The 24,658-nt window shown below is 74.1% G+C and carries 22 protein-coding genes; 8 read left to right on the top strand and 14 right to left on the bottom strand.

The features are described 5' to 3' along the window. Positions 1 to 56 precede the first annotated feature (56 nt). On the bottom strand, positions 57 to 1,781 hold the full coding sequence (locus ACGF13_RS05090; protein WP_392869083.1) for a nitrite/sulfite reductase: 1,725 nt from the start codon (positions 1,779 to 1,781) through the stop codon (positions 57 to 59). A gap of 199 nt (positions 1,782 to 1,980) precedes the next feature. Continuing rightward, positions 1,981 to 2,064 (bottom strand): putative leader peptide, encoded by an 84-nt coding sequence (locus ACGF13_RS05085; RefSeq protein ID WP_318264789.1) that lies wholly within the window; start codon positions 2,062 to 2,064, stop codon positions 1,981 to 1,983. 177 nt (positions 2,065 to 2,241) lie between these two features. On the opposite strand from ACGF13_RS05085, the gene ACGF13_RS05080 reads away from it, so the two are divergent. Next, positions 2,242 to 3,651 carry a YihY/virulence factor BrkB family protein gene (locus ACGF13_RS05080; RefSeq protein WP_392869081.1) on the top strand — a complete coding sequence of 470 codons (1,410 nt, stop codon included), beginning with the start codon at positions 2,242 to 2,244 and terminating at the stop codon, positions 3,649 to 3,651. 70 nt (positions 3,652 to 3,721) lie between these two features. On the opposite strand, the gene ACGF13_RS05075 is transcribed toward ACGF13_RS05080, so the two are convergent. After that, positions 3,722 to 5,392, bottom strand: coding sequence for an FtsW/RodA/SpoVE family cell cycle protein (locus tag ACGF13_RS05075; RefSeq protein WP_392869079.1), 1,671 nt, complete (start codon positions 5,390 to 5,392; stop codon positions 3,722 to 3,724). 302 nt (positions 5,393 to 5,694) lie between these two features. On the opposite strand from ACGF13_RS05075, the gene ACGF13_RS05070 reads away from it, so the two are divergent. Beyond that, on the top strand, positions 5,695 to 6,873 hold the full coding sequence (locus ACGF13_RS05070; protein WP_392869077.1) for a cytochrome c oxidase assembly protein: 1,179 nt from the start codon (positions 5,695 to 5,697) through the stop codon (positions 6,871 to 6,873). A gap of 293 nt (positions 6,874 to 7,166) precedes the next feature. Continuing rightward, a complete protein-coding gene (rsgA, locus tag ACGF13_RS05065) occupies positions 7,167 to 8,306 on the top strand; it encodes a ribosome small subunit-dependent GTPase A (RefSeq protein ID WP_392869075.1) in 1,140 nt (379 codons plus the stop codon). Positions 8,307 to 8,370: 64 nt separating this feature from the next. On the opposite strand, the gene ACGF13_RS05060 is transcribed toward rsgA, so the two are convergent. Beyond that, a complete protein-coding gene (locus tag ACGF13_RS05060) occupies positions 8,371 to 8,829 on the bottom strand; it encodes an ASCH domain-containing protein (RefSeq protein ID WP_392869073.1) in 459 nt (152 codons plus the stop codon). A gap of 269 nt (positions 8,830 to 9,098) precedes the next feature. On the opposite strand from ACGF13_RS05060, the gene ACGF13_RS05055 reads away from it, so the two are divergent. Then, entirely contained in the window at positions 9,099 to 10,748 is a 1,650-nt protein-coding gene (locus ACGF13_RS05055; protein WP_392869072.1) for a DNA-3-methyladenine glycosylase 2 family protein, read from the top strand. Next, positions 10,745 to 11,254 (top strand): methylated-DNA--[protein]-cysteine S-methyltransferase, encoded by a 510-nt coding sequence (locus tag ACGF13_RS05050; protein ID WP_392869070.1) that lies wholly within the window; start codon positions 10,745 to 10,747, stop codon positions 11,252 to 11,254. Before ACGF13_RS05055 ends, ACGF13_RS05050 begins: the two co-directional genes overlap by 4 nt. A gap of 83 nt (positions 11,255 to 11,337) precedes the next feature. Here ACGF13_RS05050 and ACGF13_RS05045 read toward each other — a convergent pair whose 3' ends face one another. Together ACGF13_RS05045 and ACGF13_RS05040 are read right to left on the bottom strand one after the other, a co-directional pair. Continuing rightward, complete coding sequence (locus tag ACGF13_RS05045; RefSeq protein WP_392869068.1) at positions 11,338 to 11,847, bottom strand: GNAT family N-acetyltransferase; 510 nt, start codon at positions 11,845 to 11,847, stop codon at positions 11,338 to 11,340. Between the two features lie 43 nt (positions 11,848 to 11,890). Further along, on the bottom strand, positions 11,891 to 12,439 hold the full coding sequence (locus tag ACGF13_RS05040; protein ID WP_392869066.1) for a MarR family winged helix-turn-helix transcriptional regulator: 549 nt from the start codon (positions 12,437 to 12,439) through the stop codon (positions 11,891 to 11,893). A gap of 215 nt (positions 12,440 to 12,654) precedes the next feature. Between ACGF13_RS05040 and ACGF13_RS05035 the strand changes: the two genes are divergently transcribed. Continuing rightward, entirely contained in the window at positions 12,655 to 14,169 is a 1,515-nt protein-coding gene (locus tag ACGF13_RS05035) for an MFS transporter (protein ID WP_392869064.1), read from the top strand. Positions 14,170 to 14,220: 51 nt separating this feature from the next. Here the strand turns inward: ACGF13_RS05035 and pth are convergent, their stop codons facing one another. The 4 genes from pth to ACGF13_RS05015 all read right to left on the bottom strand — a co-directional run bounded on the left by pth (position 14,221) and on the right by ACGF13_RS05015 (position 17,047). Continuing rightward, positions 14,221 to 14,808 carry an aminoacyl-tRNA hydrolase gene (gene pth / locus ACGF13_RS05030; RefSeq protein WP_392869062.1) on the bottom strand — a complete coding sequence of 196 codons (588 nt, stop codon included), beginning with the start codon at positions 14,806 to 14,808 and terminating at the stop codon, positions 14,221 to 14,223. 280 nt (positions 14,809 to 15,088) lie between these two features. After that, positions 15,089 to 15,817, bottom strand: coding sequence for a DUF305 domain-containing protein (locus ACGF13_RS05025; RefSeq protein ID WP_392869060.1), 729 nt, complete (start codon positions 15,815 to 15,817; stop codon positions 15,089 to 15,091). Then, a complete protein-coding gene (locus ACGF13_RS05020) occupies positions 15,814 to 16,479 on the bottom strand; it encodes a DUF3105 domain-containing protein (protein WP_392869058.1) in 666 nt (221 codons plus the stop codon). The genes ACGF13_RS05025 and ACGF13_RS05020 overlap by 4 nt, the downstream gene beginning before the upstream one ends. A gap of 100 nt (positions 16,480 to 16,579) precedes the next feature. Continuing rightward, positions 16,580 to 17,047 carry a hypothetical protein gene (locus tag ACGF13_RS05015; protein ID WP_392869056.1) on the bottom strand — a complete coding sequence of 156 codons (468 nt, stop codon included), beginning with the start codon at positions 17,045 to 17,047 and terminating at the stop codon, positions 16,580 to 16,582. Positions 17,048 to 17,433: 386 nt separating this feature from the next. On the opposite strand from ACGF13_RS05015, the gene ACGF13_RS05010 reads away from it, so the two are divergent. Beyond that, positions 17,434 to 19,182 (top strand): hypothetical protein, encoded by a 1,749-nt coding sequence (locus ACGF13_RS05010; RefSeq protein WP_392869054.1) that lies wholly within the window; start codon positions 17,434 to 17,436, stop codon positions 19,180 to 19,182. Positions 19,183 to 19,249: 67 nt separating this feature from the next. On the opposite strand, the gene ACGF13_RS05005 is transcribed toward ACGF13_RS05010, so the two are convergent. From ACGF13_RS05005 to ureA, 4 genes are all read right to left on the bottom strand, one after another. Beyond that, complete coding sequence (locus ACGF13_RS05005; protein ID WP_392869052.1) at positions 19,250 to 19,849, bottom strand: TetR/AcrR family transcriptional regulator; 600 nt, start codon at positions 19,847 to 19,849, stop codon at positions 19,250 to 19,252. A gap of 78 nt (positions 19,850 to 19,927) precedes the next feature. Continuing rightward, positions 19,928 to 20,977: an agmatine/peptidylarginine deiminase gene (locus ACGF13_RS05000; protein ID WP_392869050.1), complete on the bottom strand. Its 1,050-nt coding sequence runs from the start codon at positions 20,975 to 20,977 to the stop codon at positions 19,928 to 19,930. Positions 20,978 to 21,020: 43 nt separating this feature from the next. Then, the gene (locus ACGF13_RS04995) at positions 21,021 to 22,742 is read right to left on the bottom strand and encodes an urease subunit alpha (protein WP_392869048.1); all 1,722 of its coding nucleotides are present in this window, start codon (positions 22,740 to 22,742) and stop codon (positions 21,021 to 21,023) included. Next, positions 22,739 to 23,449 carry an urease subunit gamma gene (ureA, locus tag ACGF13_RS04990; protein ID WP_392869046.1) on the bottom strand — a complete coding sequence of 237 codons (711 nt, stop codon included), beginning with the start codon at positions 23,447 to 23,449 and terminating at the stop codon, positions 22,739 to 22,741. Before ureA ends, ACGF13_RS04995 begins: the two co-directional genes overlap by 4 nt. A 695-nt stretch (positions 23,450 to 24,144) precedes the next feature. Here ureA and ACGF13_RS04985 point away from each other — a divergent pair. After that, on the top strand, positions 24,145 to 24,519 hold the full coding sequence (locus ACGF13_RS04985; RefSeq protein ID WP_392869044.1) for an ATP-binding protein: 375 nt from the start codon (positions 24,145 to 24,147) through the stop codon (positions 24,517 to 24,519). Positions 24,520 to 24,658: the final 139 nt, after the last annotated feature.

Below are 24,658 nucleotides of genomic sequence, written 5' to 3'. Positions count from 1 at the left end.
TGCTTGATCGGTTCCCTCTCCCCCGGCCTCCGGCCGGGGGTGCCCCCATCGCTCACTCACGACAGCTGCTCCTCGGTCGCCCGGGCCGCCCACTGGGCGAAGCGCTCGCCCTCGGCGCGGTCGGCCTGGTAGCGGGTCAGCACCCGCTCGACGTAGTCGGGCAGGCCCGCGCTGGTGACCTTGAGGCCGCGGACCTTGCGGCCGAAGCCGGCCTCCAGGCCGAGCGCGCCGCCGAGGTGCACCTGGTAGCCCTCGACCTGGTCGCCGTGCTCGTCGGTGACCAGCTGACCCTTGAGGCCGATGTCGGCGACCTGGATGCGGGCGCAGGCGTTCGGGCAGCCGTTGATGTTGATGGTCAGCGGCTCGGCGAAGTCCGGCAGGCGCTGCTCCAGCTCGTCGATGAGCGTGCGGCCGCGCTCCTTGGTCTCGACGATGGCGAGCTTGCAGTACTCGATGCCGGTGCAGGCCATGGTGCCGCGGCGGAACGGCGAGGGGGTGACCCGCAGGTCGAGCGCCTCCAGGCCGGCAACCACGGCCTCGACGTGCTCCTCGGCGATGTCGAGGACGAGCATCTTCTGCTCGGCGGTGGTGCGCACCCGGTCGCTGCCGTGGGCGGCGGCGAGGTCGGCGATCCGGCCGAGCAGCTTGCCGTCGACCCGGCCGACGCGCGGCGCGAAGCCGACGTAGAACCGGCCGTCCCGCTGCCGGTGGACGCCGACGTGGTCGCGCCAGCGGGCGGCGGGCTCGGCGGGGGCGGGGCCGTCGAGCAGCGGGCGCCCGAGGTACTCCTCCTCCAGCACCCGGCGGAACCGCTCCACGCCCCAGTCGGCGACCAGGAACTTCAGCCGGGCGCGGTTGCGCAGGCGCCGGTAGCCGTAGTCGCGGAAGATGCCGATGACGCCGCCGTAGACGTCGGGCACCTTGTCCAGCGGGACCCACGCGCCCAGCCGCACACCCAGCTTGGGGTTGGTGGACAGGCCGCCGCCGACCCACAGGTCGAAGCCGGGCCCGTGCTCGGGGTGGACCACGCCGACGAAGGAGACGTCGTTGATCTCGTGCGCGACGTCCAGCAGCGGGGAGCCGGAGACGGCGCTCTTGAACTTGCGCGGCAGGTTGGAGAAGTCCGGGTTGCCGATGAAGCGGCGCTGGATCTCCTCGATCGCGGGGGTGCCGTCGATGATCTCGTCCTCGGCGATGCCGGCCACCGGGGAGCCGAGGATGACGCGCGGGGTGTCACCGCAGGCCTCGGTGGTGGACAGGCCGACGGCCTCCAGCTTCCGCCAGATCGCCGGGACGTCCTCGATCCGGATCCAGTGGTACTGGATGTTCTGGCGGTCGGTCAGGTCGGCGGTGCCGCGGGCGTACTCCTCGGAGACCTCGGCGATCGCCCGCAGCTGGGGGACGGTCAGCCGGCCGCCGTCGATGCGCACCCGGAGCATGAAGAACTCGGCGTCCAGCTCGTGGGGGTCCAGGATCGCGGTCTTGCCGCCGTCGATGCCCTCCTTGCGCTGGGTGTAGAGCCCCCACCAGCGCATCCGGCCGCGCAGGTCGGCGGGGTCGATCGAGTCGAAGCCCCGGTGCGCGTAGATCGTCTCAATGCGTGTCCGCACATTGAGACCGTCGTCGTCCTTCTTGAACTGCTCGTTGGCGTTCAGGGGGGTGTGGTGGCCCATGCCCCACTGGCCCTCGCCGCGGTGGCGGGTCACCTTGCGGGCCGCCGCGGGGCGGCGCTCGGCGGCGCGGTCGGCCATGGGCTCGACGGTCTCGGGGGAGGTGGCCATGGTGAAGTCCTTCGGGGCAGGTGGCGCTGGCGCCGAATGGGTCGCGGGGCGTGCTCGGCCGTGCGGTGCTGCTCTGACCTGCGGATTTCTCAAGGCCTTGAGGGCAGTGGCCGGGACCGGGCGGGCTCCTGCGCATCCGCTGCGGCGGGGATGGCGGGGAAGGTCGACGCCGGGTGCGGTGGTGCGGGCGGCGTTGGGCTCAGGTCACCGGACAGATGGCGCTGGACACGCGAAGGAGATCGACGTGGAGTCGACCTACCAAGGTGGTTCCGGCGCTAGACATGGCAAGAGATTCGCATGGCGCGGGACTCGCGGTCCACTAACATCCGAATAGTGGACGCTGAGGTTTCGTCATATGGGACACCCGGACGTTCCCGCCGCTCCCCGCCCGGACGCCCGGCCGCACGTCCCCGCCCCGGGGAGATCAACCGCGCGGCCCCGGCCCGATACGGTTGGCCCTGTGCAAGCAGCAGGCGATACGAGCAGACCGAACGCCGAGCGGCCCTCCCGACGCCGGGGCAAGGGCTCCCGGCGCGCGGCCAAACAGGCCACCTGGTACCGCACGGCGTGGGACCTGGTGAAGGACACCACCAACACCTGCGTCGAGTACCGGGTCACCGGGCTCGCCGCGGAGGCGGCCTTCTTCACCCTGCTGTCGATCCCGCCGCTGCTGCTCGGCCTGGCCGGCACCCTCGGCTACCTCGACCAGTTCCTCGGCGCGGAGACCATCGAGCGGCTCAAGCACGACATCGTCTCGGCCTCCGGCACGGTCCTGTCGGACTCCTCCGTCAACGACGTCGTGGTCCCGCTGCTCAACCAGGTGTTCGACACCGCCCGGCCCGACCTCGTCTCGATCGGCTTCCTGCTGTCCCTGTGGTCCGGCTCCAGAGCCCTCTACATCTTCATCGACACCATCACCGTCATGTACGGGCTCGACGGCAAGCGGGGCATCGTCAAGACCCGGCTGATGTCACTCGGCCTCTACTTCGGCGCCCTGGTGATCGGCTCGCTGGTGCTGCCGCTGCTGATGGCCGGGCCCGGGCTGGTGGAGAACGCCGTGCCGGGGGTGGCCGGGCTGGTCGGCGCCCTCTACTGGCCGGTCGCGATCGTGCTGCTGATCGTCTCGCTGACCACCCTCTACCACCTGGCCGTCCCGGTCTCGACCCCGTGGCGCGAGGACATCCCCGGCGCCCTGGTCGCCCTGGTGGTGCTGGTCTTCTGCAGCGTCGGCCTGCGGGTCTACCTGGTCAGCTCGATCGAGGGCCGCTCGGGCGAGGGCCCCTCGGTGTACGGCTCGCTGGCGGCGCCGGTGGCCGTCCTGCTGTGGATCTTCGTGGTGGCGCTCGCGGTGCTCATCGGCGCCGCGATGAACGCCGCGATAGACCGCCGCTGGCCCACCCTGGAGACCGCCGACGCGCGCGCCGAGAACGAGCGCGCCCACGAGGAGGCGGCCGCCGCCGTGGTCCGCGAGGTCGCCGCCCGGCGGGCCGTCGAACGGGCCCGGCGCGCCCGCGAACTCGGGCTCGCCGAGGGCGTCGAGGAGGAGTGGGGCGAGGACGAGGGCGACGACGTCGACGCGCCCTCCGAGTACCCGGAGCGGTGGGCCGACGTGCTGGCCGCGGACAACGTGCGCGGGCGGCTCACCGCCCGCGGCGGGCCGCACCACCGGCCCGGACCGCCGCCGCCGGACAGCGACCGGCCGGCGGGGCCGCCGCCGGGGGGTGTGCCGGGGCCGCAGCCGGGCGGGCAGCCCGGAGCGCCTGGTGCGCAGCCGGGCGGGCCTGGTGCGCCTGGTGCGGCGGGTTCGCAGCCGGGGCCGGTGCCGGGGTTCCCGCCGCGGCCGCCCCGGCCGCCGTGGGAACAGCGGTAGGCGGGCGGACGACAGGAGACGGGCAGGGCCTCTCCCGCGGGTGCGGGGGAGGCCCTGTCGCGTCGGTGGGTCAGGTGGCCGACCGGGGGACGGCCTGGTCCGGCGGGAGGCCGTGGCCGGGGTGCGGCTCGGCCGGGGCGGCGGGGGTGTAGGTGGCGGGGGTGTAGGCGGTGCGGGTGTAGGCGGCGGGGACCGGGCCGGTCGGGGCCGCCGGGTCCGTGGGGTCCTGGGCCTGCGGGTTCCGGGCCTGCGGGTTCGGGGCTGACGGGTCGTACAGGCCGTACGGGTCGTAGGGCGACGGGTCGGTCGCGAGTGCCTCCGCCGCACGGCCCTGGGCCTGGGCCGGGAGCGGCTCCGGGGAGGGCTGGGGCGGGTCCAGCGCGGTGCGACCGGAGGAGTCGCTCAGCTTGATCAGCAGCGCCAGCATCAACCAGTTCGCCAGCAACGACGAACCGCCCGCGGCCAGGAACGGCAGCGCCTTGCCGGTCAGCGGCACCAGCCCGCTCACCCCGCCGACCACCACGAACACCTGGAGCGCCAGCGCCGCCGACAGGCCGGTCGCCAGCAGCTTGCCGAACGGGTCGGTCAGGCCGATCGCGGTGCGCAGACCGCGCTGGATCAGCAGCACGTAGACCAGCAGCACCGCGGTCACCCCGGCCAGGCCCAGCTCCTCGCCGATGGTGGTGAAGATGAAGTCGCTGCGCCCGGCGAAGCCGATCAGCCAGGGCCGCCCCGAGCCCAGGCCGGTCCCGGTCAGGTGTCCGGTGCCCAGGCTGAACAGCGCCTCGGCGGGCTGCTCGGAGATCGCCTGGTCGTGCACCGGCTTGTAGTAGTCGAGCGGGTGCAGCCAGGCCTCGACGCGACCGTGCACGTGCGGCTCCACGGTGCCGACCACCGCCGCGCCGCCGACCGCCATCAGCAGGCCGAGCACCACCCAGCTGGTGCGCTCGGTCGCCACGTACAGCATCACGATGAAGACGCCGAAGAAGATCAGCGAGGTGCCCAGGTCGCGTTCGAAGATCAGCACCAGCAGGCTGACCACCCAGATCGCCAGCACCGGGCCGGCGTGCCGTCCGCGCGGCAGGGTCAGCCCCCAGACCTTCCGCCCGGCCAGCGCCAGCGCGTCCCGGGAGGCCATCAGGTACCCCGCGAAGAAGATCGTGATCGCGACCTTCACGAACTCGTCCGGCTCGAAGGAGAGCCCGAACAGCCGGATCCAGCGCTTGGCGCCGAAGCTGTCGCCCGGGGAGAGCACCGGCGCGGCCAGCAGGACCAGCGCACCCGCCATCAGCAGGTAGACGTAACGCTGGAAGAAACGGTGGTGCTTGACGAGGACGATCAGCGCGAGCGCCACCGCCACCGAGACGAACACCCACATCAGCTGGGACGGCGCGGCCGGGATCTTCTGGTAGTCGCCCTTCGCGGCGTGCGCGGCCTTGTAACTGAAGTCCAGCCGGTCCAGCAGCACCAGCCCGAAACCGGTCAGGAAGACGCCCAGCGGCAGGATCAGCGGATCCGCGTACGGGGCGAACCGGCGCACCGCCAGATGGGCCACCCCGGCCAGCGCGCCCAGCGACAGGCCGTGCACCAGCAGCCCGGGCGGCATCCGGCCGGTGAGCGCCAGGTCGGCGTCGATGTGTCCCGCCAGACAGACGGCCACCGCGAGGGCCAACAGGCCCAGTTCGATGTTGCGGTGGCGCGCCGCGAGGCGGCGGCCGTCGCCGCGTGCAGTCGTTCGCACCTCTTGTCATCCCCTTGTCGAGCACGTGGCGGGTCTCGCCGACGGCGCATCCTGCCAGACGTTTGTGTCTTCGCCGCGGTTGCCGGAAGGAGCGGCAGGAGGGCAGAACTTTGCCTGGGCAAAGCTTTGTTGGGGTCGGGTAAAGCCTTGTTCAGGTCCGGGTATAGAGGCGGGCCCCGGATGCGGCGGGGCGGCCGCGCAGGGACATCATGGCCGGGCGCCGGGGTGCCCCGGCGCCGGGGCAGCCGACCCGGGGTTGCCGACCGGGCGGGGCCGCCGGGACGAGCGAGGTGAGCGGGCGGATGGACGCAGTGGTGCACGGCGCGGCGGGCGACCTGGCGGGTGGCCCGGTGGGTGGCCTGGTGGGCGGCCCCGCCTCGGTGCTCGCCTACAGCGGGCCGCCGCCGTGGCGGTGGTCCGACCTGGCGACGTCCTGGACGGCGGAGCCGCTGGTGCTCACGCTGTCGGTGCTGCTCGCCGTCTGGTACCTGGCGGCGGTGCGCAGGGTCGGCCGGGCGGCCGGGGAGCGGACGGGCGGGGAGCGGGCGGCCGGGGAACGGGCGGTCGCGGGGGGCGGCGGAGACCGGCGCGGCGGTGCGCGGCGCGTTGGCGGGTGGCCGGGGGCCGGGGCCGGGGCCGGGGGTGGGCGCTGGCAGCCCACCCGTACCGCGGCGTTCCTCGGCGGGCTGCTGCTGTGGATCTGGTGCACCTGCTCCGGCCTCGGCGTGTACGACCGGATCCTCTTCACCGACCGGGCCGTGCAGGTCGTCCTGCTGCTGATGGTCGTCCCGCTGCTGCTCGCGCTCGGCGCGCCGGTCTCGCTGCTGGTCGAGTCGGCGCCGGCGGCCCGGCGGGAGCGCCTCCTGCGGGCGCTGCGCAGCCGCCCGTCCAAGGTGCTGATGTTCCCGGCGGTCTCCACGGCGTTGCTGATGGCGCCGCCGTGGCTGCTCTACTTCACGCCCTGGTACGAGTGGTCGGTGTCCAGCGGGCTCGGGAACACGGTGCTGCACCTGGCGCTGGTGCTGCTGGGCCTCGCGTACTTCTGGCCGCGCCTGCAGATCGACCCGGTCGGGCACGAGTACCCGCACCTGGTCGGGCTGTTCATCACCTTCGCCGAGGTGATCTTCGACGCGGGGCTCGGGATCGTGCTGATCTACGGCGGGCACCTGGTCGCCGAGCACCACTACCTGGCGCTCGGGCGGCCGTGGGGCCCGAGCCTGGCACAGGACCAGACCTGGGGCGGCAACGCGTTCTGGGTGCTGGGGGACCTGGTCGGGCTGCCGTTCCTGGCCGCGCTGGTGCGGCGGATGGTCGTGCAGGGGCGGGAGGAGACCGAGGCGGTGGACGCCGAACTGGACGCCCGCTTCGCGGCGGCGGCCGCGCGGGCACGGGCGGCGGGGCAGCCGGAGGAAGAGGAGACGGGGATGCGGCCGTGGTGGCTGGACGACCCGAACCTCAAGCACCGGTACGGAAGAGGATAGGGCGGGCCAATTTTGGCCCGCTGAGGCCTCCCCGGCGCCCCCCTCGCCACGTTTCCGCAGGTCAAAAATAGGTTGGCCAAAATCCCCCGCCCCGCTAGCGTGTGACACATCCGGTTCGGGGGCCATTGGGCCGCCCGAGGAGTAGAGAGCAGGAGGTGAACCCCAGTGGTCGTTGTCGCCCCGATAGCTGCCCAGGGCAGCACTCGCGTTCACCTCCTTTCCCCGGCCGCCGGCTGAGCCCTTCACGCCAGCCGTAGCCCGCCGGGACCATCTCCTCCCGAAGGGCCACTGCGTTGTTCAACGCTGCCTCCGTTCCGTCGTTCTCTTCTCTCTCTTCCTCGTCCCCGTCGCCCTCCGCTGACGCCTCCGCGCTGGCCGGCTACGGCTGGACGCCCGAGCTCGCAGAGCTGTTCACCCCGTTCGGCGAGGCCGGGCTGCTCCCGGCCCGGATCGTCCGGGTCGACCGCGGCCAGTGCGACGCCGTCATCGCCGACCCGGAGACGGGCGAGTTGCGCACCGTCCGGTTCGACACCCGGCCGGTGGGCGACGCCGACATGATCAACTGCCCGTGCACGGGCGACTGGGCGGCGGTCGACCTGCACGCCCAGCCGATGGCCTCCGTCGCCGCCCTGATGCCGCGCTCCACCGCGATCATCCGCAAGGTGGCCGGCAAGCGCTCCGACGGCCAGGTGCTGGCCGCCAACGTCGACACCGTGCTGATCGCCTCCTCCCTCGCGACCGACCCCGATCTCGGGCGGATCGAGCGCTTCCTCGCCCTGGCCTGGGAGTCCGGCGCCGACCCGCTGGTCGTCCTCACCAAGGCCGACCTCGTCGACGACGCCGACTTCATCCGGTCCGACGTCGAGGCGGTCGCCCCCGGGGTCACGGTGGTCGTGGTGAGCGCCGAAACCGGCGAGGGCATGGACGTGCTCCGCGCCTGCACCCCCGGCACCACCGCGGTGATCGGCCAGTCCGGCGTCGGCAAGTCCACGCTCACCAACGCGCTCGTCGGCATCGACGTGATGACGGTCCAGGAGGCCCGCGCGGTCGACCAGAAGGGCCGCCACACCACGACCACCCGCGAGCTGATCCCGCTGCCCGGCGGCGGCGTGCTGATCGACACCCCCGGGCTGCGCGAGGTCGGCCTCTACGGTGGCGAGGGCGTGGACCTGGCCTTCGCCGACATAGCCGAGCTGGCCGAGGAATGCCGCTTCCACGACTGCGGCCACCACACCGAGCCCGGCTGCGCGGTGCAGGTGGCGCTGGCCGACGGCACCCTGCCGCAGCGCCGGATGGACAGCTACCTCAAGCTCCAGCGCGAGAACGAGTGGATCGCCTCGCGCTCGGACGCCCGGGTGGCCAAGGCGCGGCTGAACAAGTGGAAGACGATCAACAAGTCGATGCGAGCCGCAGGAGGTCCGGTGAAGCGCTGACCCCCCGGCGCCGACCGGCCGCCGCGCAACGGCCGCCGGTCGGCCTCCGCCGGGCTCGCCCGGCTCAGCGGAGGTCGGCCGTCAGGCGGAAGCGCTGCAGGACCACAGGAGTGGTGTCGTCCACGGTGAACTCCGGGTCGTCGAGGGCGTCGAGCAGCTCCGGGCTGCTCCAGAACTCCTCGTGGGCCGCGCGCCACTCGGCCACGCTGGTGCACCCCTCGCCCTCGTCCAGGGCGTGCTGGAGGTCGACCTCCGCGAGCGGGACCACTCGGACGTCCGTGGTCTCGATCACGGCGACCCTGCGGCCGTCCGAGTCGAGGACCGCGGCGCACTCACCGGGCAGCGGCAGGGGCTCGCCCTCGTGCTCGTAGTCGGCGACCAGGCCGGTGGTGCTGGTCTTGGCGCCGTCGAGGATCGCGGCGACCAGCTGGTCCCGCAGCGGGCCGGGGAACGCGAACTCGGCCGGAGGCAGGGCGACGACGCGCGGGTCGTCCGGACCGGTGTAGGACTGCTGCTCACTCATGGCGCGAGGGTAGCGGCGGGACGGCCTACGGGCTCGCGAATTTCGGGCCCGGCGGCCGCGGCCGGGCCGCGGGAGCCGGTGGCCGGTGGGTCCGGTGGGCCGGGAGCTGGTGGCCGGTGGGTCCAGTGGGCCGAGAGCCGGTGGTGATGGGCCCGTGGGTCATGGGGCCATGGGGCTCTATGGGCCGTAGGCCGTGGGTTATGGCCCCACCGGGTGGCGGGTGGGGGCGGGGGGAGGGGGAGGGCCCCCCGAAGTGGCGATCAACGGCAATGTCCGATTTCCGCCAGTCACCCCCCACCCAGTGCCGCAAACTGGACAGCGTGATCGACGACGACATCCGGTACCGAGCCGTGGACAGCCGTGACTCCCGCTTCGACGGGGTCTTCTTCACGGCGGTCACCACCACCGGCATCTACTGCCGTCCGAGCTGCCCCGCCGTGACTCCCAAGCGCGTCAACTGCGTCTTCTACCCCAGCGCCGCGGCCGCCCAGGGCGCAGGCTTCCGCGCCTGCCGGCGCTGCCGCCCCGACTCCGTGCCGGGCTCGCCCGAGTGGAACCACCGCGCGGACCTGGTCGGCCGCGCGATGCGTCTGATCGGCGACGGCGTGGTGGACCGCGAGGGCGTCGACGGCCTGGCCGGCCGCCTCGGCTACAGCGCCCGCCAGGTGCAGCGCCAGCTGACCGCCGAGCTCGGCGCCGGCCCCATCGCGCTGGCCCGGGCCCGCCGCGCGCAGACCGCCCGCCTGCTCCTCCAGACCACCGAACTGCCCGTCACCGACGTCGCGTTCGCGGCCGGCTTCGCCTCCGTCCGCCAGTTCAACGACACCGTGCGCGAGGTCTACGACCGCACCCCCAGCGGCCTGCGCGCCGAGGTCGCCGCCGGCCGCCGCGGCGCGACCCCGGCCGGCGGCCTCACTCTGCGCCTGGCCTACCGCGGTGCGCTCGACAGCGAGCACCTGATCGACTTCCTCGCCCTGCGCGCCGTCCCCGGCGTGGAGGAGGTCGTCCCCGGCGCGCGCCCCGGCGTGCGCGTGTACCGCCGCACCCTCGCGCTCCCGTACGGCCACGGCATCGCCGAGGTCGAGGGCCTGGCGCCGGGCGAGCCGCCCACCCGCGGCTGGCTCGACTGCCGCCTGCTGCTGACCGACCTGCGCGACCTGCCGACCGCCGTCCAGCGCCTGCGCATCCTCTTCGACCTGGACGCCGACCCGCTCGCGGTCGACGAGCAGCTCGGCGCGGACCCGCTGCTCGGCCCGCTGGTCCGCGAGCGCCCCGGTCTGCGCTCGCCCGGCCACGTGGACCCGCACGAGCTCGCCGTCCGCGCCGTCCTCGGCCAGCAGATCAGCGTCGTCGCCGCCCGTACCCTGGCGGGGCGGCTCGCCGAGAAGTACGGCACTCCGCTGCCCGAGCCCAGCGGCGGTCTGCGCCTGCTCTTCCCGACCGCGGCGGCCCTGGCCACCGCCGACCCCGAGGACTTCGCGATGCCCGCCGCCCGCCGCCGCGCGCTCACCGGCCTGTGCGCCGCGCTGGCCGAGGGCGTGGTCCGGCTCGACAGCGGGGTCGACCGGGAGGACGCCGCGGCCGGTCTGCTGGCGCTGCCCGGCATCGGCCCCTGGACGGTCGGCTACCTGCGGATGCGGGCCCTGGCCGACCCGGACGTCTTCCTCCCGAGCGACGTGGGCGTCAAGCACGGCCTGCTCCGCCTCGGCGCCGCCGGGGACCCGAAGTCCGCCGCCCGCGCCGCCGAGGCCTGGGCGCCGTGGCGCTCCTACGCCGTCCACCGGCTGTGGGCCGGTCCCGCCGGCACGGGCCCGGCCGGCACCGGTCCCGCCGGCACCGCCCCCGCGAGCAGCGGCATCAGCAACAGCGCCTCCAGCACCAGCGCCACCAGCACCGGAACGGAGAACGAACGAGCATGAGCACCACCGTCTACACCACCATGGAGAGCCCCTTCGGTCGGCTGCTGCTCAGCGGGGTGCTGCCGGAGGACGGCGGCCCGGCCGCGCTGGCCACCGTCACCGCGCCCGGCCAGAAGTACGCGCTGGCCGAGCCCGCCGACGACTGGGTGCTCGACCCGGAGGCGCTCGCCGAGCCGGTGGCCCAGCTGACCGACTACTTCGCCGGCAAGCGCACGGACTTCGACCTCCCGCTCGCGCCCGAGGGCACCGAGTTCCGCCGCAGGATCTGGGCCGCGCTGGACGAGATCCCGTACGGCAAGACCGTCACCTACGGCGAACTCGCCGTGCTGGCGGGGCAGGAGCCGCGCATGGTCCGGGCGGTCGGCGGCGCGGTGGGCGCCAACCCGCTGCTGATCGTCCGCCCCTGCCACCGGGTGCTCGGCGCCAGCGGGGCGCTCACCGGCTTCGCCGCCGGCGTGGACCGCAAGCGCTGGCTGCTGGACCTGGAGAGCGGAACCCTGTTCTGACCACCGGGGCCCGAGCGCTCAACCGGAGCGCTCAGCTTGAGCGCTCAACCCGAGCGCTCAGCCCGAGCGTCCAGTCGGAGCGCTCAACTCCTCAGCTCCACCCGCCAGTTGTTGCTGCGCATGAACCGCCCGGGCGGGAACTCGAAGTCCGTCTCGCCGAGCAGCGTGAACCCGGCCTTCGCGCAGACCGCGTTGGAGGCCGGGTTGTCCACCGACGGGAACGCGTGCAGGTGGGGGTGGGCTGCCTCGCGGCGGGCGGCCGCGACCGCCGCGCGGGTGGCGGCGACGGCGATGCCCCGGCCCTGGTGGCCGGGCAGCACGTTCCACCCCATCTCGTGGACGGTCCGCCCCTCCCACGTCCGGGTGCCGTAGCCGACCGACCCGACCGCCTCGCCCTCGGGCAGCAGCACGATCCGGTACATGCAGCCGAGCCCGGACGGGACGAAGCCCAGGTAGCGCCGGTGCCGTACGAGCAGTTGCTCCTCGCTCTCCGGCCCGCCGACGTGCTTCTTCATCTCCGGCGTGTTGATCCGGCGCAGCAGCGCGAGGTCGCCGTCCGCCCAGGGTTCGATCCGTACCTCTGCGGTGGTCATACGGGGACGGTAGTGCCGGGCGAGCCCCGGCGACCATCGGTTTTCACCCGGCCGCGGGCGCCTGCTCGGTCCCGGCGCCCGGCTGGCCGGCGCCCGGCTGGCCGGCGCCCGGCTGGGCGAGGGCGCGGGCGAGCTGGTCCAGCGCGGGCAGGGCGTCGACGACCGCCGCGCGGTCGGCCGGGTCGAGGGTGTCGAGCGCGGCGGCGATCCGGCGCTCGTGGGCGTGCTGCCAGTCGTCCAGCTGCCGGCGTCCGGCCGGGGTGAGGGCGATCCGGGCGGTCCGGCGGTCGCCGGGGTCGGCCTGGCGGTCCACGAACCCGGCGTCGAGCAGCTTCCCGACCAGCCCGCTGACGGTGTTGGGGGCGAGACGCTGCCGCGCGGCCAGCTCGCCGACCCGCAGCGGGGCGGCGGCCAGCGTCTGGAGGAGTTCGACCTGCGCCATCGGCAGGGACTCCCACGGGTAGTCGGTGCGGATGCTGCTGCGCAGCGCGCGGCGCAGCCGGGTGACGGTGTCGGTCAGCTGTCGGGCGTGCTCGACCGCCGGGTCGGGGCTTCCGGTGGCGGGGTCGGGAACGTGTGGTGACGACGGCATGGCGGACAGCGTATCGCCTGGTGCGGGGCGGTTCTGCGGCCGGTTCGGGTCCCGTGGGCGCGCTGGGTCGCGGCTCTGTTGCGGACCTCGCGGCAGGTGTCCGCCGGGCGCCGTCCGGCACTGTCCGTACCGCACTGTCCGTACCGTGGGACGCTTCCTGTCGCAGAGCGACCTGCTCGTAGCACGAACATATCTGTATCCGATATATTTGTGCCATGAACGCCACCGCCCTTGCCTCGCGGCTGCTCACCGAGCGGCCCCGGCCGCGCGGCATAGCCGGCTGGCGCCACGCTCACTGGCTCGCCGTCGGCACGGTCTGTCTCGGCGCCTTCCTCGGCCAGCTAGACGCCAGCGTCATCGCCCTGGTCTTCCCCGCGCTCGGCCGCCACTTCGACGCGGGCTTCGCCGCCGTCGAGTGGGTCGCCCTCGCCTACCTGCTGGTCCTGGTTGCTCTGCTGGCCCCGATCGGCTGGCTGTCCGACCGGGTCGGCCGCAAGACGATGTACATCGGCGGCTTCGCGGTCTTCGGCCTCTCCTCCCTCGGCGCCGGATTCGCCGGCAGCCTCTGGGTGCTGGTCGGCTGCCGCGCCGTCCAGGCGGTCGGCGCCGCGATGATGCAGGCCAACAGCGTCGCCCTGGTCGCGCGCGGCGTCCCCGGGCACGCGATGCGGCGCGCGCTCGGTATCCAGGCCTCCGCCCAGGGTCTCGGCCTGGCGCTCGGGCCCAGCCTCGGCGGGCTTCTGGTCGAACACGCCTCGTGGCGCTGGGTGTTCTGGGTCAACGTGCCGATCGCGGTGTTCGGCATCCTGGCGGGCTGGTACCTGCTGCCCCGCACCCGGACGGCCGACGCCCCGGCCCACCTCCCCACCGGCGCCCCCACCGCCGTGCCGGGCCCCCGCCGGATCGATCCCCGAGAGACCCGAGAGACCCGAGAGACCGGCGAATCCCGCGCCCCCCGAGACCCCGCCGCCCGCTTCGACCTGCCCGGCATGCTGCTGCTCACCGGGGCGACCACCTCGCTGCTGCTCGCCCTGTCCACCGCCTCTGGCCTGCCCCTGCCCGGCTGGGCGGTGGCCGCCCTGCTGCTCGCCTCCGCCGTGCTGGCCCTGGCCCTGGTGCGCCAGGAGCGGCGGGCCGCCCGGCCGATCCTGGCGCCCGGACTGGTCAACACCCCGGGTGTGCGTTCCGGGCTGGTGGTGGCGCTGATCGGCTACCTGCTGCTGTTCTGCCCGCTGGTGCTGGGCCCGGTGCTGCTCACCGGCGCGGGGGTGTCGACGGCGCACGCGGGCCTGGTGGTCACCCTGCTGCCCGCCGCGTTCGCGTTCGCCGCGACGGTCGGCGGCGGGCTGTTGCCCAGGGGCTGGTCGGACGTGACCAGGTGCCGCGCCGGTGCGCTGCTCGCGGCCGTCGGACTGCTGCTGTTCGCCCTGCTGCCGGCCTCGGACGTGTCGGCGCTCCCGCTGCTGGCCACCGGCTACGGGCTGGGCCTGCTGCTGCCCGCCAACAACGCCCTGGTGATGCGGGCGATCCCGGCGCAGTGCTCGGCGGTCGGCGGCGGCATGGTGAACATGGCCCGCAGCCTCGGCACGGCGCTCGGCATGGCGCTCTCCGTCCTCGGTGTCCACCTGGCGGGCGCCGAGTCCGGTGGGCGGACGGTGCTCTTCGTCCTCGCCGCCGTCGCGGCCGCCGCCGCGCTGCTCACCCGACCCGCCCGGCCCGCCGGCCCCTGAGCCCCGCGAATCACGCCGGAGCACCCCGAGACGAGCCGGCAGAACCAGCCCCTAGGCGTCCGTACGGGCGTTCAGGATGTCCTGGGCCCGGTTCAGGCCGCGCCGCACCAGGGTCTCCAGGGCGTCCGCGCAGCGGTCCAACTCGCCCGGCAGGGCGGCCAGTTCCTCCTCCGAGAACTTCTTCAGCACGAAGTCCCCGACGCTTTGGCCCTTCGGCGGACGGCCGATGCCGAACCGCAGGCGGACGAAGTCCCGGGTGCCGAGCACCTCGCCGACCGAGCGCACGCCGTTGTGGCCGCCGGGTCCGCCGGCGCGCTTGAGCCGGGCGGAGCCGAACGGGAAGTCCAGGTCGTCCTGCACCACCACGAGCCGCTCGACCGGGACGCCGTGGCGGCGCAGCAGCGCGGCCACCGGGCGTCCGGACAGGTTGATGGACCACAGCGGCTTGGCCAGCAGCACCCGGTGGCCGTCGACGTCGATCTCGGCCACCCGGGTGGCGATGCCGCGGCGGCGGAACCGGGCGCCGTGGCGCTCGGCCAGGCGGTCCACGGCGAGGAAGCCCGCGTTGTGCCGGGTGAGCCGGAACCACGGGCCGGGGTTGCCCAGTCCGGCGATCAGCCAGGGGGCGTCGGGGGTCATGCGGGGAGTCTCCGGAGGGTGTGGGGGAGGACGGCGGACGGCCGGAGCGCGGCGGGGACGGTACGGGACCGTCCCCGCCGGCGCTCCGGCCGTCCGGGAAACGCACGGAACACGTCGCACGCGCGGCACACACACGGCACGCGCGGCACACACGGCACGCGCGGCACACACGGCATGCGCGGCACACACACGGCCATCGCAGCACACGTGGAGCACGCGAAACGTGCGGAACATGCGAGGTGCGCGGAACACGCAGAGCGCGCGCCCCGCGGACGACCGCTCAGGAGGCGGGCACGCCGGGTTCGGCGCCGCGCTCCTTGAGCATGTCGGTCATCAGCTGGAGCTCGGAGGTCTGGGCGACCACCATCGTCTGCGCGAGCCGCTTCTCGGAATCGTTCCGGGCCTTGTCGACGTAGCCCTGGGCCATCTCGACGCCGCCCTTGTGGTGCTCGATCATCAGCTGGAGGTAGAACACCTCGGCGTCCCGCCCGCTGAGCGTGCGCAGCTTCGCGATCTGGGTGTTGGTGGCCATGCCGGGCATCAGCGAACCGTCGTGGGCCTGGTAGTCGTGGCCCATCTTCATCCACGCCATCGGCGTGGCGGTCGAGTGCTGGGACAGCCCCCACTGGTCCAGCCAGCCCATCATCATCCCGCGCTGGTTGGCCTGGGTGTTGATGATGTCGAAGGCCAGGGTGCGGGTCGGCTCGTCGGCGGTGCGGTCCCGGACGACGAACGACAGGTCCACCGCCTGCTGGTGGTGGGTCGCCATGTCGCGGGCGAACCCGGCCTCCGGGGAGTCGTCCGCGGGGACGGACAGTGTGGACGAGCCGGACGCGGAGGTCCCGCTCGCCACCAGGGCCGGCACCCCGAGCGCCAGCGCCACGGCGGCGGCCAGCGCGGCCGGCCACCACATGCGGCGGCGGCGCGGGGCCCCGCCCTCCTCGACGGCGTCCGCCGCGGCCGTTGCCGGGGCGGACGCGTCGGGGCGGCCGGCGTCGGCGGCGGTCACATCTGCCCCATGGTGCAGGAGGCGCCCGGCTCCTGGGTCTGCTTGCCCTGGACGTACTTGGTGAAGAACTCCTCCACCCGCGGGTCGGTGGCGCTGTCCACGATCAGCTGGGTGCTCCAGGCGTTCAGGGTGATGGTGCCCTGCTCGTCCGGGTACGGGCTCATCATCGAGTACGGGGTCTTCTTGACCTTGTCGGAGAGGATCTTGAGGTCGTCCGGGGTGGCCTTGCCGTTGTACGTCACCCAGACCGCGCCGTGCTCCAGCGAGTGGACGGCGCGCTCGTTCTCGAGCGGCTGGTCGTAGACGTGGGCCATGCAGTCCGCCCAGATCGCGTTGTGGTCGCCGCCGACCGGCGGGGTCATCGGGTAGGTGACCTTGTCCTTGACGTGGGTGCGGCTCAGGTCGCCGAAGGTCTTCACGCCCGGGATGTCCGCGTTGGCGGCGACCTCCTTGTCCTTCTTCTTCTGGTTCTGGTCCATGACGATCCAGGTGCCGGTGGCGATCGCACCGACCACCAGCACACCGGCCGCCACCGAGGCGACGATCTTGTTGCGGCGGTCGCGGCGCTGCTCGGCGGCGCGCAGCTCGGCGATCCGGGCGCGGCGGTCGAGGCCGTCCTGCTTGCCGCCGGGCTTGTTGGACTGCTTGGAGGCGGAACCCATGGTGGTCGTCCTTGTCCCCGCCGCACCGGTCGGTGGCGGCGGTCAGCTGGAGTGAGAGGAAGGGCGGATCCGCCGGCGGCGCGCCGGCGGTGGGTTCCACTCAGGACCGGTGGACCTGGAGTTCGTGCAGGTCGGGAACCGGGTGCGCGCCGTCCAGCAGACCGGCGGGCACCACCCGGGGCGGCGCCTCGGGCGCGGTCGGGGTCAGCGGTGACACGGCGGGGTGCGGTTGCGGCGGCGGGTTCGGCAGCTGGGCGTCCTGCGGGCAGAACGGGTGGCTGGAGCAGCCGTTGTTGCGCGGCGGCTCGCCGCCGGCGGTGCAGAGGATCCAGTGCCCCTGCTCCTCGGCCGTCCGGTGGTGGTCCGAGGGCTTCGCGGACTTGGTGACCTTCGCGGCGCGGCCGGTGTAGGAGGTCTGCCCGGTGGCGACCTGGACGCTGACCACGCTGACCACGGTGACGGCGCTGACCGGGGCCCGCGGCGGCGCCGGATGGCCGGAGCCGTCCGCCGCCTTCGACTGGCCCGCGCAGGGCAGCAGCGTCAACAGGGTGACGAGCAGCAGGACCAACAGCCCACCCGCCGGGCGGCCCGCGGATGCGGCCCTCCCCGGTCGGGGCGAACTGGGGGCCGACGCGGTCATGCGCACATTTAATCAGCCGAACGAGTGATGCGATGCCCCCCATCGGCCCCCATTTTCGGCGGCCCGAGCGCCCGGATGACCAGGAAACGCCCTGCTCCGGACACATCCGGCAAGCACGGACGGAACGGAAGCGGACGAACCGATGACGCACCCGGTGCGGTCCGGCGAACCGGCTGGTGAGCGCGGTGGCCGGGACTTTCCGGTGGGTGTCCGGTTGTCGTCGAAACCCGGACAGGGTCCTCGCGGGTGGAGAACAATGTCGTCAGCCCGGCCCGCCGGGGCGGCGCGACCACGGAACGACCAGGAGCCGCCAGATGAGCAAGCAGGGTGCACCCGCAGAGCCGCACCGGCCGGACGACGGCTGGTGGGACGCCGTCTACGACGGTCCGGCGGGCACCCTTCCGGACACCCCGCACGCCGACCCCGGCGACGGCAGCGTGGACGACTGGTTCGACACGGCGGCCGGGCTCATCGGGCAGCAGCGGTCGGCGGAGCCGGAGCCGGAGCCGGCGTCCGAGCCGGAGCCAGCGTCGGCGTCGGCGTCGGGGTCGGTTGCCGAGGCTGCGGCGGAGCCTCCCGCGGAACCCGACGCCCCGGCGGGCCCGGACGCCCGGGACAGCATCGACGACTGGTTCGACACCGCGGTCGGCGTGATCGGCGGCGGATCGGTGGGGATCGGGCGACAGCGGACCTCCACGGAGACCCACCGGTTCCCGGCCCCCGCCTTCGCCGACGACACACCGAAGGCCGCGCCCACACCGAAGGCCGAGCCCGCACCGGAGCCCGCGCCCGTCCCTGAACCCGAGCCCGAGCCGACGCCCGAGCCGACGCCCGAGCCGACGCCCGAGCCCGTCCCTGAGCCGGCATCGGCAGCCGAACCCGCCCCGGAGCCCACGGCCGCGCCCGTCTCGGACCCGGTCTCGCTGGAGAAGCCCACCCCGCCGCCCACCCCCGACCCGGATCCCGAACCAGAGCCCGCGGCCCCCACCCCCGAGCCCGAACCCGTCCACACCCCCGAGCCCGACCCGGAGCCCGCGGCCCCCACCCCCGAGCCCGAACCCGTCCACACCCCCGAGCCCGACCCGGAGCCCGCGGCCCAGGCCGTCCTCGATCCCCGCCTGGCCGTCCGCGCACCGCTCGCCGACGGCGGCGCCGCCGTCCCGCACGTCGGCGAACGCCCCCCGACGTACGGACCCGAGCCGACCGCCGTACCCGAGGCGGACCCGGGCGCCCTGCACGCCCTCGTACCGGACACCGTGCTGGACGGCGCCCAGTACGGCCCCACCGTGCTGCGCGCCGCCTCCGTCCGGGGCGACTCCGCGCGCTACCGGGGCGAGCCGCGCCGCGACGCCCTGCTGGTCACCCGGTTCGGCGAGGGCCCCGACGGCCTGCTGCTCGCCGTCCTCGGCGGCTTCGACCGTACGGGCGGCGGCGCGGAGGCCGAGGCGCCCGCCCCGGAGGCGGTCGCGGCCGCCACCGGCGAGGCGTGCCACCAGCTCGCCGCCGCGATCGGGCGCAGCCGGGCCGGCCTGGCCGCCGACCTGCGTGACGGCGCCCGCGACCGGCTCCGCTACGGCCTCCAGCGGCTGGCCACCGGCGCGGCCGCCCCGCTGCGCGCCCTGGCGCCCCGGCCGGAGGAGACGCCGTCCCCGGCCTCGCTGCACTGCCTGCTGGTGTCACTGGACCCGGGGGCCGGCTACCGCGCGGCCTTCGGTGTCGGCCCGGGCGGGCTCTACCTGCTGCGCTCCGGCCACTGGATCGACGCGTACGCGGCCCGCCTGCTGCACCACCCGGACGGTCAGCCGCCGGTGCCGGAGGCCCCGGTGCCCGGCCCGCGTCCGTTCCGCTTCCGGCTCGTCCCCGCGACGCCGGGCGACATCCTGCTCCTCTGCACCCCGGGTCTCGCCCGCCCCGTCGCCGACGAGCCGGCCGTCGCCCACTTTCTGTCCACCCACTGGACCCACCCCCACCCCCCGGGCACCGTCGACTTCCTCCGCCAGGTGCAGGTCCGTGCCAAGGGCTACGCCGACGACCGCACGGCCGCCGCCATCTGGACCGAGTGACACCGCACCGGCCAGGGCCGGAACAACCAGGGCCGGAACAGCCAGGACCGGCCGGGCCCGGGGCGCGTCAGGCGCGCAGCAGGATGCCGGTGACGGCGGTGGCCTGGGTGAGGGCGGCGGGGCGGTGGGCGTCCGGGAGGCCGATGGCGACGGGGACGGCGAGGCCGTCGAGCAGGGCGCGGATCTGCACCGCGCGGTCGGCGGCGGGCCCCGGGGTGAAGTGGCCGGCGGCGGCGCCCTCCTCGATGAGGGCGACCAGGTCGGCCTGCCAGGGGGCCTCGATCTCCTGCTGCCCCTGGCGGATCTCGGCGCTCGCGGGGGAGCGGCCCCACACCTCGACCCAGAGGATCCAGCGTGGGTCGCCCGGGCCCTCCGGCAGGTAGAGGCGCAGGTAGGCGTCGAGGCGCTGCCAGGGGTCGAGGGCGCGGTCGGCGAGGGCCTCGCGGCGGCGGGCGCCGAGCTGGTCCTCGCTCCAGCGGAGGGTCTCCAGCAGCAGCTGGTCCTTGCTGCCGAAGTAGTAGAGCAGGTGTCCGGCGCTCATCTGGAGCTGTTTGCCGAGCCCGGCCATGGTGAGCTTGGCGAGCCCGTGTTCGGCGATCGCGGCCCGAGCGGTGGCGAAGACCTCCTCGCGGGGGCGGGCCGGCCGGCGCGGGCGGGGGTCGGCCATGTGCGGGTCTCCTCGGTGGAACGGCGCTCGGAAGGCTGCCCGGGTGGGCGCGCGGGGCGCGCCCACCCGGGTGGGTCGTCAGAGCGCCTTCGGCTGCTGCTGGGTGATGCAGTGGATCCCGCCGCCGTTGGCGAAGATCTCGCGGGCGTCCACGAGTTCGACGGTGCGGCCCGGGTAGGCCTCGGCGAGGATCGCGGCGGCCTCCTGGTCGCGCGGGTCGTCGAAGGCGCACAGGACGACCGCGCCGTTGGCCACGTAGTGGTTGATGTACGAGTAGTCGACCGGCTCGCCGTCCTCGTCCAGCAGGACGGTGGGGGCGGGCAGTTCGACGACCTCCAGCGGCCGGCCCTGGGCGTCGGTGGAGGCGCGCAGGACGGCGACCAGCTCGCGGCAGACCTCGTGGTCCGGGTGCGAGGGGTCGGGCTGGACGTGGGCGACCACGACGCCCGGGCGCACGAAGGAGGCGACGATGTCGATGTGTCCGCGGGTGCCGAACTCGTCGTAGTCGCGGGTGAGTCCGCGCGGCAGCCAGATCGCCTTGGTGGTGCCGAGGAAGGCGTGCAGCTCGGCCTCGACCTCCTCCTTGGTCCAGTCCGCGTTGCGGCCCTCGCCGAGCTGGACGGTCTCGGTGACCAGTACCGTGCCCTCGCCGTCGACGTGGATGCCGCCGCCCTCGTTGATCAGCCGGGAGGCGAAGCGCTGGACCTCCGTCAGTTCGCTGATGTGCTCGGCGATGTGCTGGTCCTTGTCCCAGCGGGCCCAGGACTGCGCGCCCCAGCCGTTGAAGATCCAGTCGGCGGCGGCCAGCGAGCCCTTGCCGTCGATCAGGAAGGACGGGCCGATGTCGCGCATCCACGCGTCGTTCAGCGGGCGCTCGACGATCTCGACCCGCTCGGAGACGTACTTGCGCGCCTCCTCCGTCTCGCCGGTGTTGACGATCAGCGTGACCGGCTCGTACCCGACGATGGTGTCGGCGACGGCGGCCCAGGCCTGGCGGGCGGCGTGCAGCTGCTCGGGGCCGTCGAACGTCGGGTTGGCGGTGGGGAAGGCCATCCAGGTGCGCTCGTGCGGGTGCCACTCGGCGGGCATCCGGTAGCCGAGCGAGGCGGGCGTGGGGGTGGTCATCATCAAGTCCTAAGGGAATCCTGGGCCTTGGCCGGATCGTCGGGGGTCAGAGGAAGTAGAGGCGGCTGAGCGAGACGCTGTCCGCGGGCTCGGAGCGCAGCGGTGAGCCGTCCAGCGAGACCAGCCCGGTCTCGGTGACCTCGACCTGGCCGATGCGGGCGTTGCGCACCATGTCGCGCGGCCCGATGCCGCGGGTGTTGCGCACGCCGACCCGGCGGCGGCGGGTGGGCAGCCCGTCGGCGGCCTGGTCGAGGTAGGCGCCGTCGGCGGCGGCCTGGGCGACGAAGGCCACCGAGATGTCGGCGGCGGTCGCGCCGTGGGCGCCGAACTGCGGCCCCAGGACGAGGGGTTCGCAGCGGTCGGTGGAGGCGTTGGGGTCGCCGACCACGCCGTACGCGGGGAAGCCGGCCTTGAGGACCAGCTGCGGCTTGGCGCCGAAGTGGTCCGGGCGCCACAGCACGATGTCGGCGAGCTTGCCGACCTCGATCGAGCCGACCTCGTGGGAGAGGCCGTGGGCGATGGCCGGGTTGATGGTGAGCTTGGCGATGTAGCGCAGCACGCGCTCGTTGTCGTCGCCGCCCTCCGTCGTCCCGTACGAGCCGGTGCCGTCGAGCGGGCCGAGTTCGGCCTTCATCTTCCCGGCCATGGCGAAGGTGCGGCGCACCGTCTCGCCGGCCCGGCCCATGCCCTGGGCGTCGGAGGAGGTGATGCCGATGACCCCGAGGTCGTGCAGCACGTCCTCGGCGCCCATGGTGCCGGCCCGGATGCGGTCGCGGGCCATCGCGGCGTCGCCGGGCAGGTCGGGCTTGAGGTCGTGGGCGGAGACGATCATGTCGTAGTGCTCGCCGAGGGCGTCCCGGCCGAACGGCAGCGTCGGGTTGGTGGAGGAGCCGATGACGTTCGGCACGCCCGCCATCTTCAGCACGTTGGGGACGTGTCCGCCGCCGCAGCCCTCGATGTGGAAGGCGTGGATGGTGCGGCCTTCGAGGACCTTCAGGGTGTCCTCGACGGAGAGGCACTCGTTCAGGCCGTCGGTGTGCAGGGCGACCTGCACGTCGTACTCCTCGGCGACCCGCAGCGCGGTGTCCAGGGCGCGGGTGTGGGCGCCCATGTCCTCGTGCACCTTGAAGCCGGAGGCGCCGCCCTCGGCCAGCGCCTCGATCAGCGGGGCCTCGTCGGAGGACGAGCCGCGGCCCAGGAAGCCGATGTTGACGGGCCAGGCGTCGAAGGCGTTGAAGGCGTGGCGCAGCGCCCAGGGGGAGTTGACGCCGACGCCCCAGACCGGGCCGAACTCCTGGCCGATGATCGTGGTGACGCCGGAGGCCAGCGAGGCCTCCATGATCCGCGGCGAGAGCAGGTGGACGTGGGTGTCGATGGCGCCGGCGGTGGCGATCAGGCCCTCGCCGGAGACGATGGTGGTGCCGGTGCCGACGACCACGTCCACGCCGTCCAGGGTGTCCGGGTTGCCGGCCCGCCCGATCGAGGCGATCCGGCCGCCGATCAGGCCGATCGAGGTCTTGCGGATGCCCTGGGCCGCGTCGATCACCAGCACGTTGCTGATCACCACGTCGCAGGTGTCCCGGACGGCGGCGGGCTTGAGGTGCAGGCCGTCGCGGGCGGTCTTGCCGAAGCCGGCCAGGAACTCGTCGCCGGGCGCCTGGGAGTCGGACTCCACGCGGACGATCAGTCCGCTGTCGCCGAGCCGGACGCGGTCCCCGGCGCGCGGGCCGTGGACGGCGATGTAGTCGTGCGGGGTGATCGAGGTCATTCCCCCACCTCCGGGTCGTCGAAGCTGGTCAGGTAGCCGGTCGCGCGGGCCTTCGCCAGGGCGGCCTCCTTGGCGCCGGGCGCGTCCAGCGGGCCGTCCACGAGCCCGGCGAAGCCGATCGCGACCCGCTCGCCGCCGATCGGCACCAGGCCGACCTCGACGGTGGCGCCGGGGTCGAAGCGCACCGAGGAGCCGGCCGGGACGGCCAGGTGGGTGCCGTAGGCGGCGGCCCGGTCGAAGGCCAGACGCGGGTTGGCCTCGAAGAAGTGGAAGTGCGAGGTGACCGAGATCGGCACCCCGGAGGTGTTGTGGACGGGGAGCAGCAGCGTCTCCTCGACCGGGTCGTAGCCGGTGCCGTCGCCGATCAGCGCGCTGCCGGGGGCCTCGTCGCCGAGCGAGCCGGCGCCCTTGAACGGGTCGTTGACGACGGCGAGGCGGGTGCCGTCCTCGAACACGGCCTCGACCTGGACGACGGTCACCACGTCCGGCACGCCGGGCAGCACGTCGGCGGCGGTCAGCACGGAGCGGCCGGCCTCGATGGCCTCGGCCAGGCGCCGGCCGTCGCGGGCGGCCTCGCAGACGGTGTCCGCGATCAGGGCGGTGGCCTCGGGGATGTTGAGGCGCACGCCCCGGGCGCGGCGGGCGCGGGCCAGTTCGGCTGCTGTGAAGATCAGCAGCCGGTCCCGTTCGGTGGGGGTCAGTCGCACGGTTCCTCGCTCGCGGGTCGTCGGGCCCCTCGGGCAGGCAGGGGGCGTCGGCTCGGGCCTCGGGGGCCGCCTGGGGAGATGTTAGAACGTCGTTCAAACATCTCGGGTCATTGAACCCGGACCGGGCCGCCCTGTCCAGCGTTGCCGCTCCGCGGGCGTTCGGCCTGCCGGGCGGGGGATGGGGGTGAGGGGCCCGGCGGGGAAGCGGGGGCGACGGCTCCGACGGGGCCGTGGGCCGGCGCCCGGGCCCGGCGCGCGGCGGGAGCGGGGCAGGGGCGCGTGGTCGGGCGTGCGGTCCGTACGGGCGCCGGGTGTGCGCGGGATCGGGCGGGGGCGGCCTCGAAAACGGCCTCTGCGCTTCGCAAACCTGTCCGGCGCGGGCAGTTGGATCACGCGAACCACCCCGTGCCCCTTTCACCCCACGTGATCGGACGCACACTGTTGCAAACGCCGTCAACTGGGCATGAGGATGAGTGGTCAGAACGAGGGGGCCACCCGGCCGGCGGGGGATCCGGAGGCGGGGGGCCCGGATTCCAGGGCGGGGGCATGTGTTGATGGACGGTCAGTCGCGATTCCCGCGGCAGCGGACGAGTTCCGGCGACGCCTACCGGTCCGGGCCGGTCCAGGGGCCGGTCGTCGGCACCGGGACGACCCTGCCGGGCACGCCGGCTCCGGGGTGTGCCTTGCACCGGCGGTTGCACCTCACGCTCGACCCGGCGGACCTGGTCGGGGTGGGCGCGGTCAGGCACCGGCTGCGTTCGGCGCTGAGCCACTGGGGGGTGCCGGAGCTGTCCGACACCGCCGAGCTGCTCTCCTCCGAACTGGTCACCAACGCGCTGCTGCACACGGGCAAGGGCGCGGTGTTCGACGCGGTGCTCGGCACGGACCACCGGCTGCGCATCGAGGTGCAGGACGGCACCAGCAGACTTCCCGGGCGCCGCCGCGATCCGGAGGCCGAGTACGCCACCTCGGGGCGCGGCCTGCAGCTGGTGGAGGCGCTCGCGGACTCCTGGGGTGTGCAGCTGCGCGGCGACGGCAAGGTCACCTGGTTCGAACTCGCCACGCCCTGAGCCGCGCACCCGTCGACGCCCGGGACCTGCGCCCTTGCGGTTCCGGGCCGCCATCGCCGGCATGGTCGTACGATTGTTCGTCGTCGATTGATTCGCTGTCGAAGCAAGCCCTGAACAGAAGGCGGAACGGAAGGTTTCC

It is taken from the genome of Kitasatospora sp. NPDC048286 (genome assembly GCF_043201735.1).
Lineage (GTDB): Bacteria > Actinomycetota > Actinomycetes > Streptomycetales > Streptomycetaceae > Kitasatospora.
This window is presented reverse-complemented; position numbering and strand designations above follow the sequence as displayed.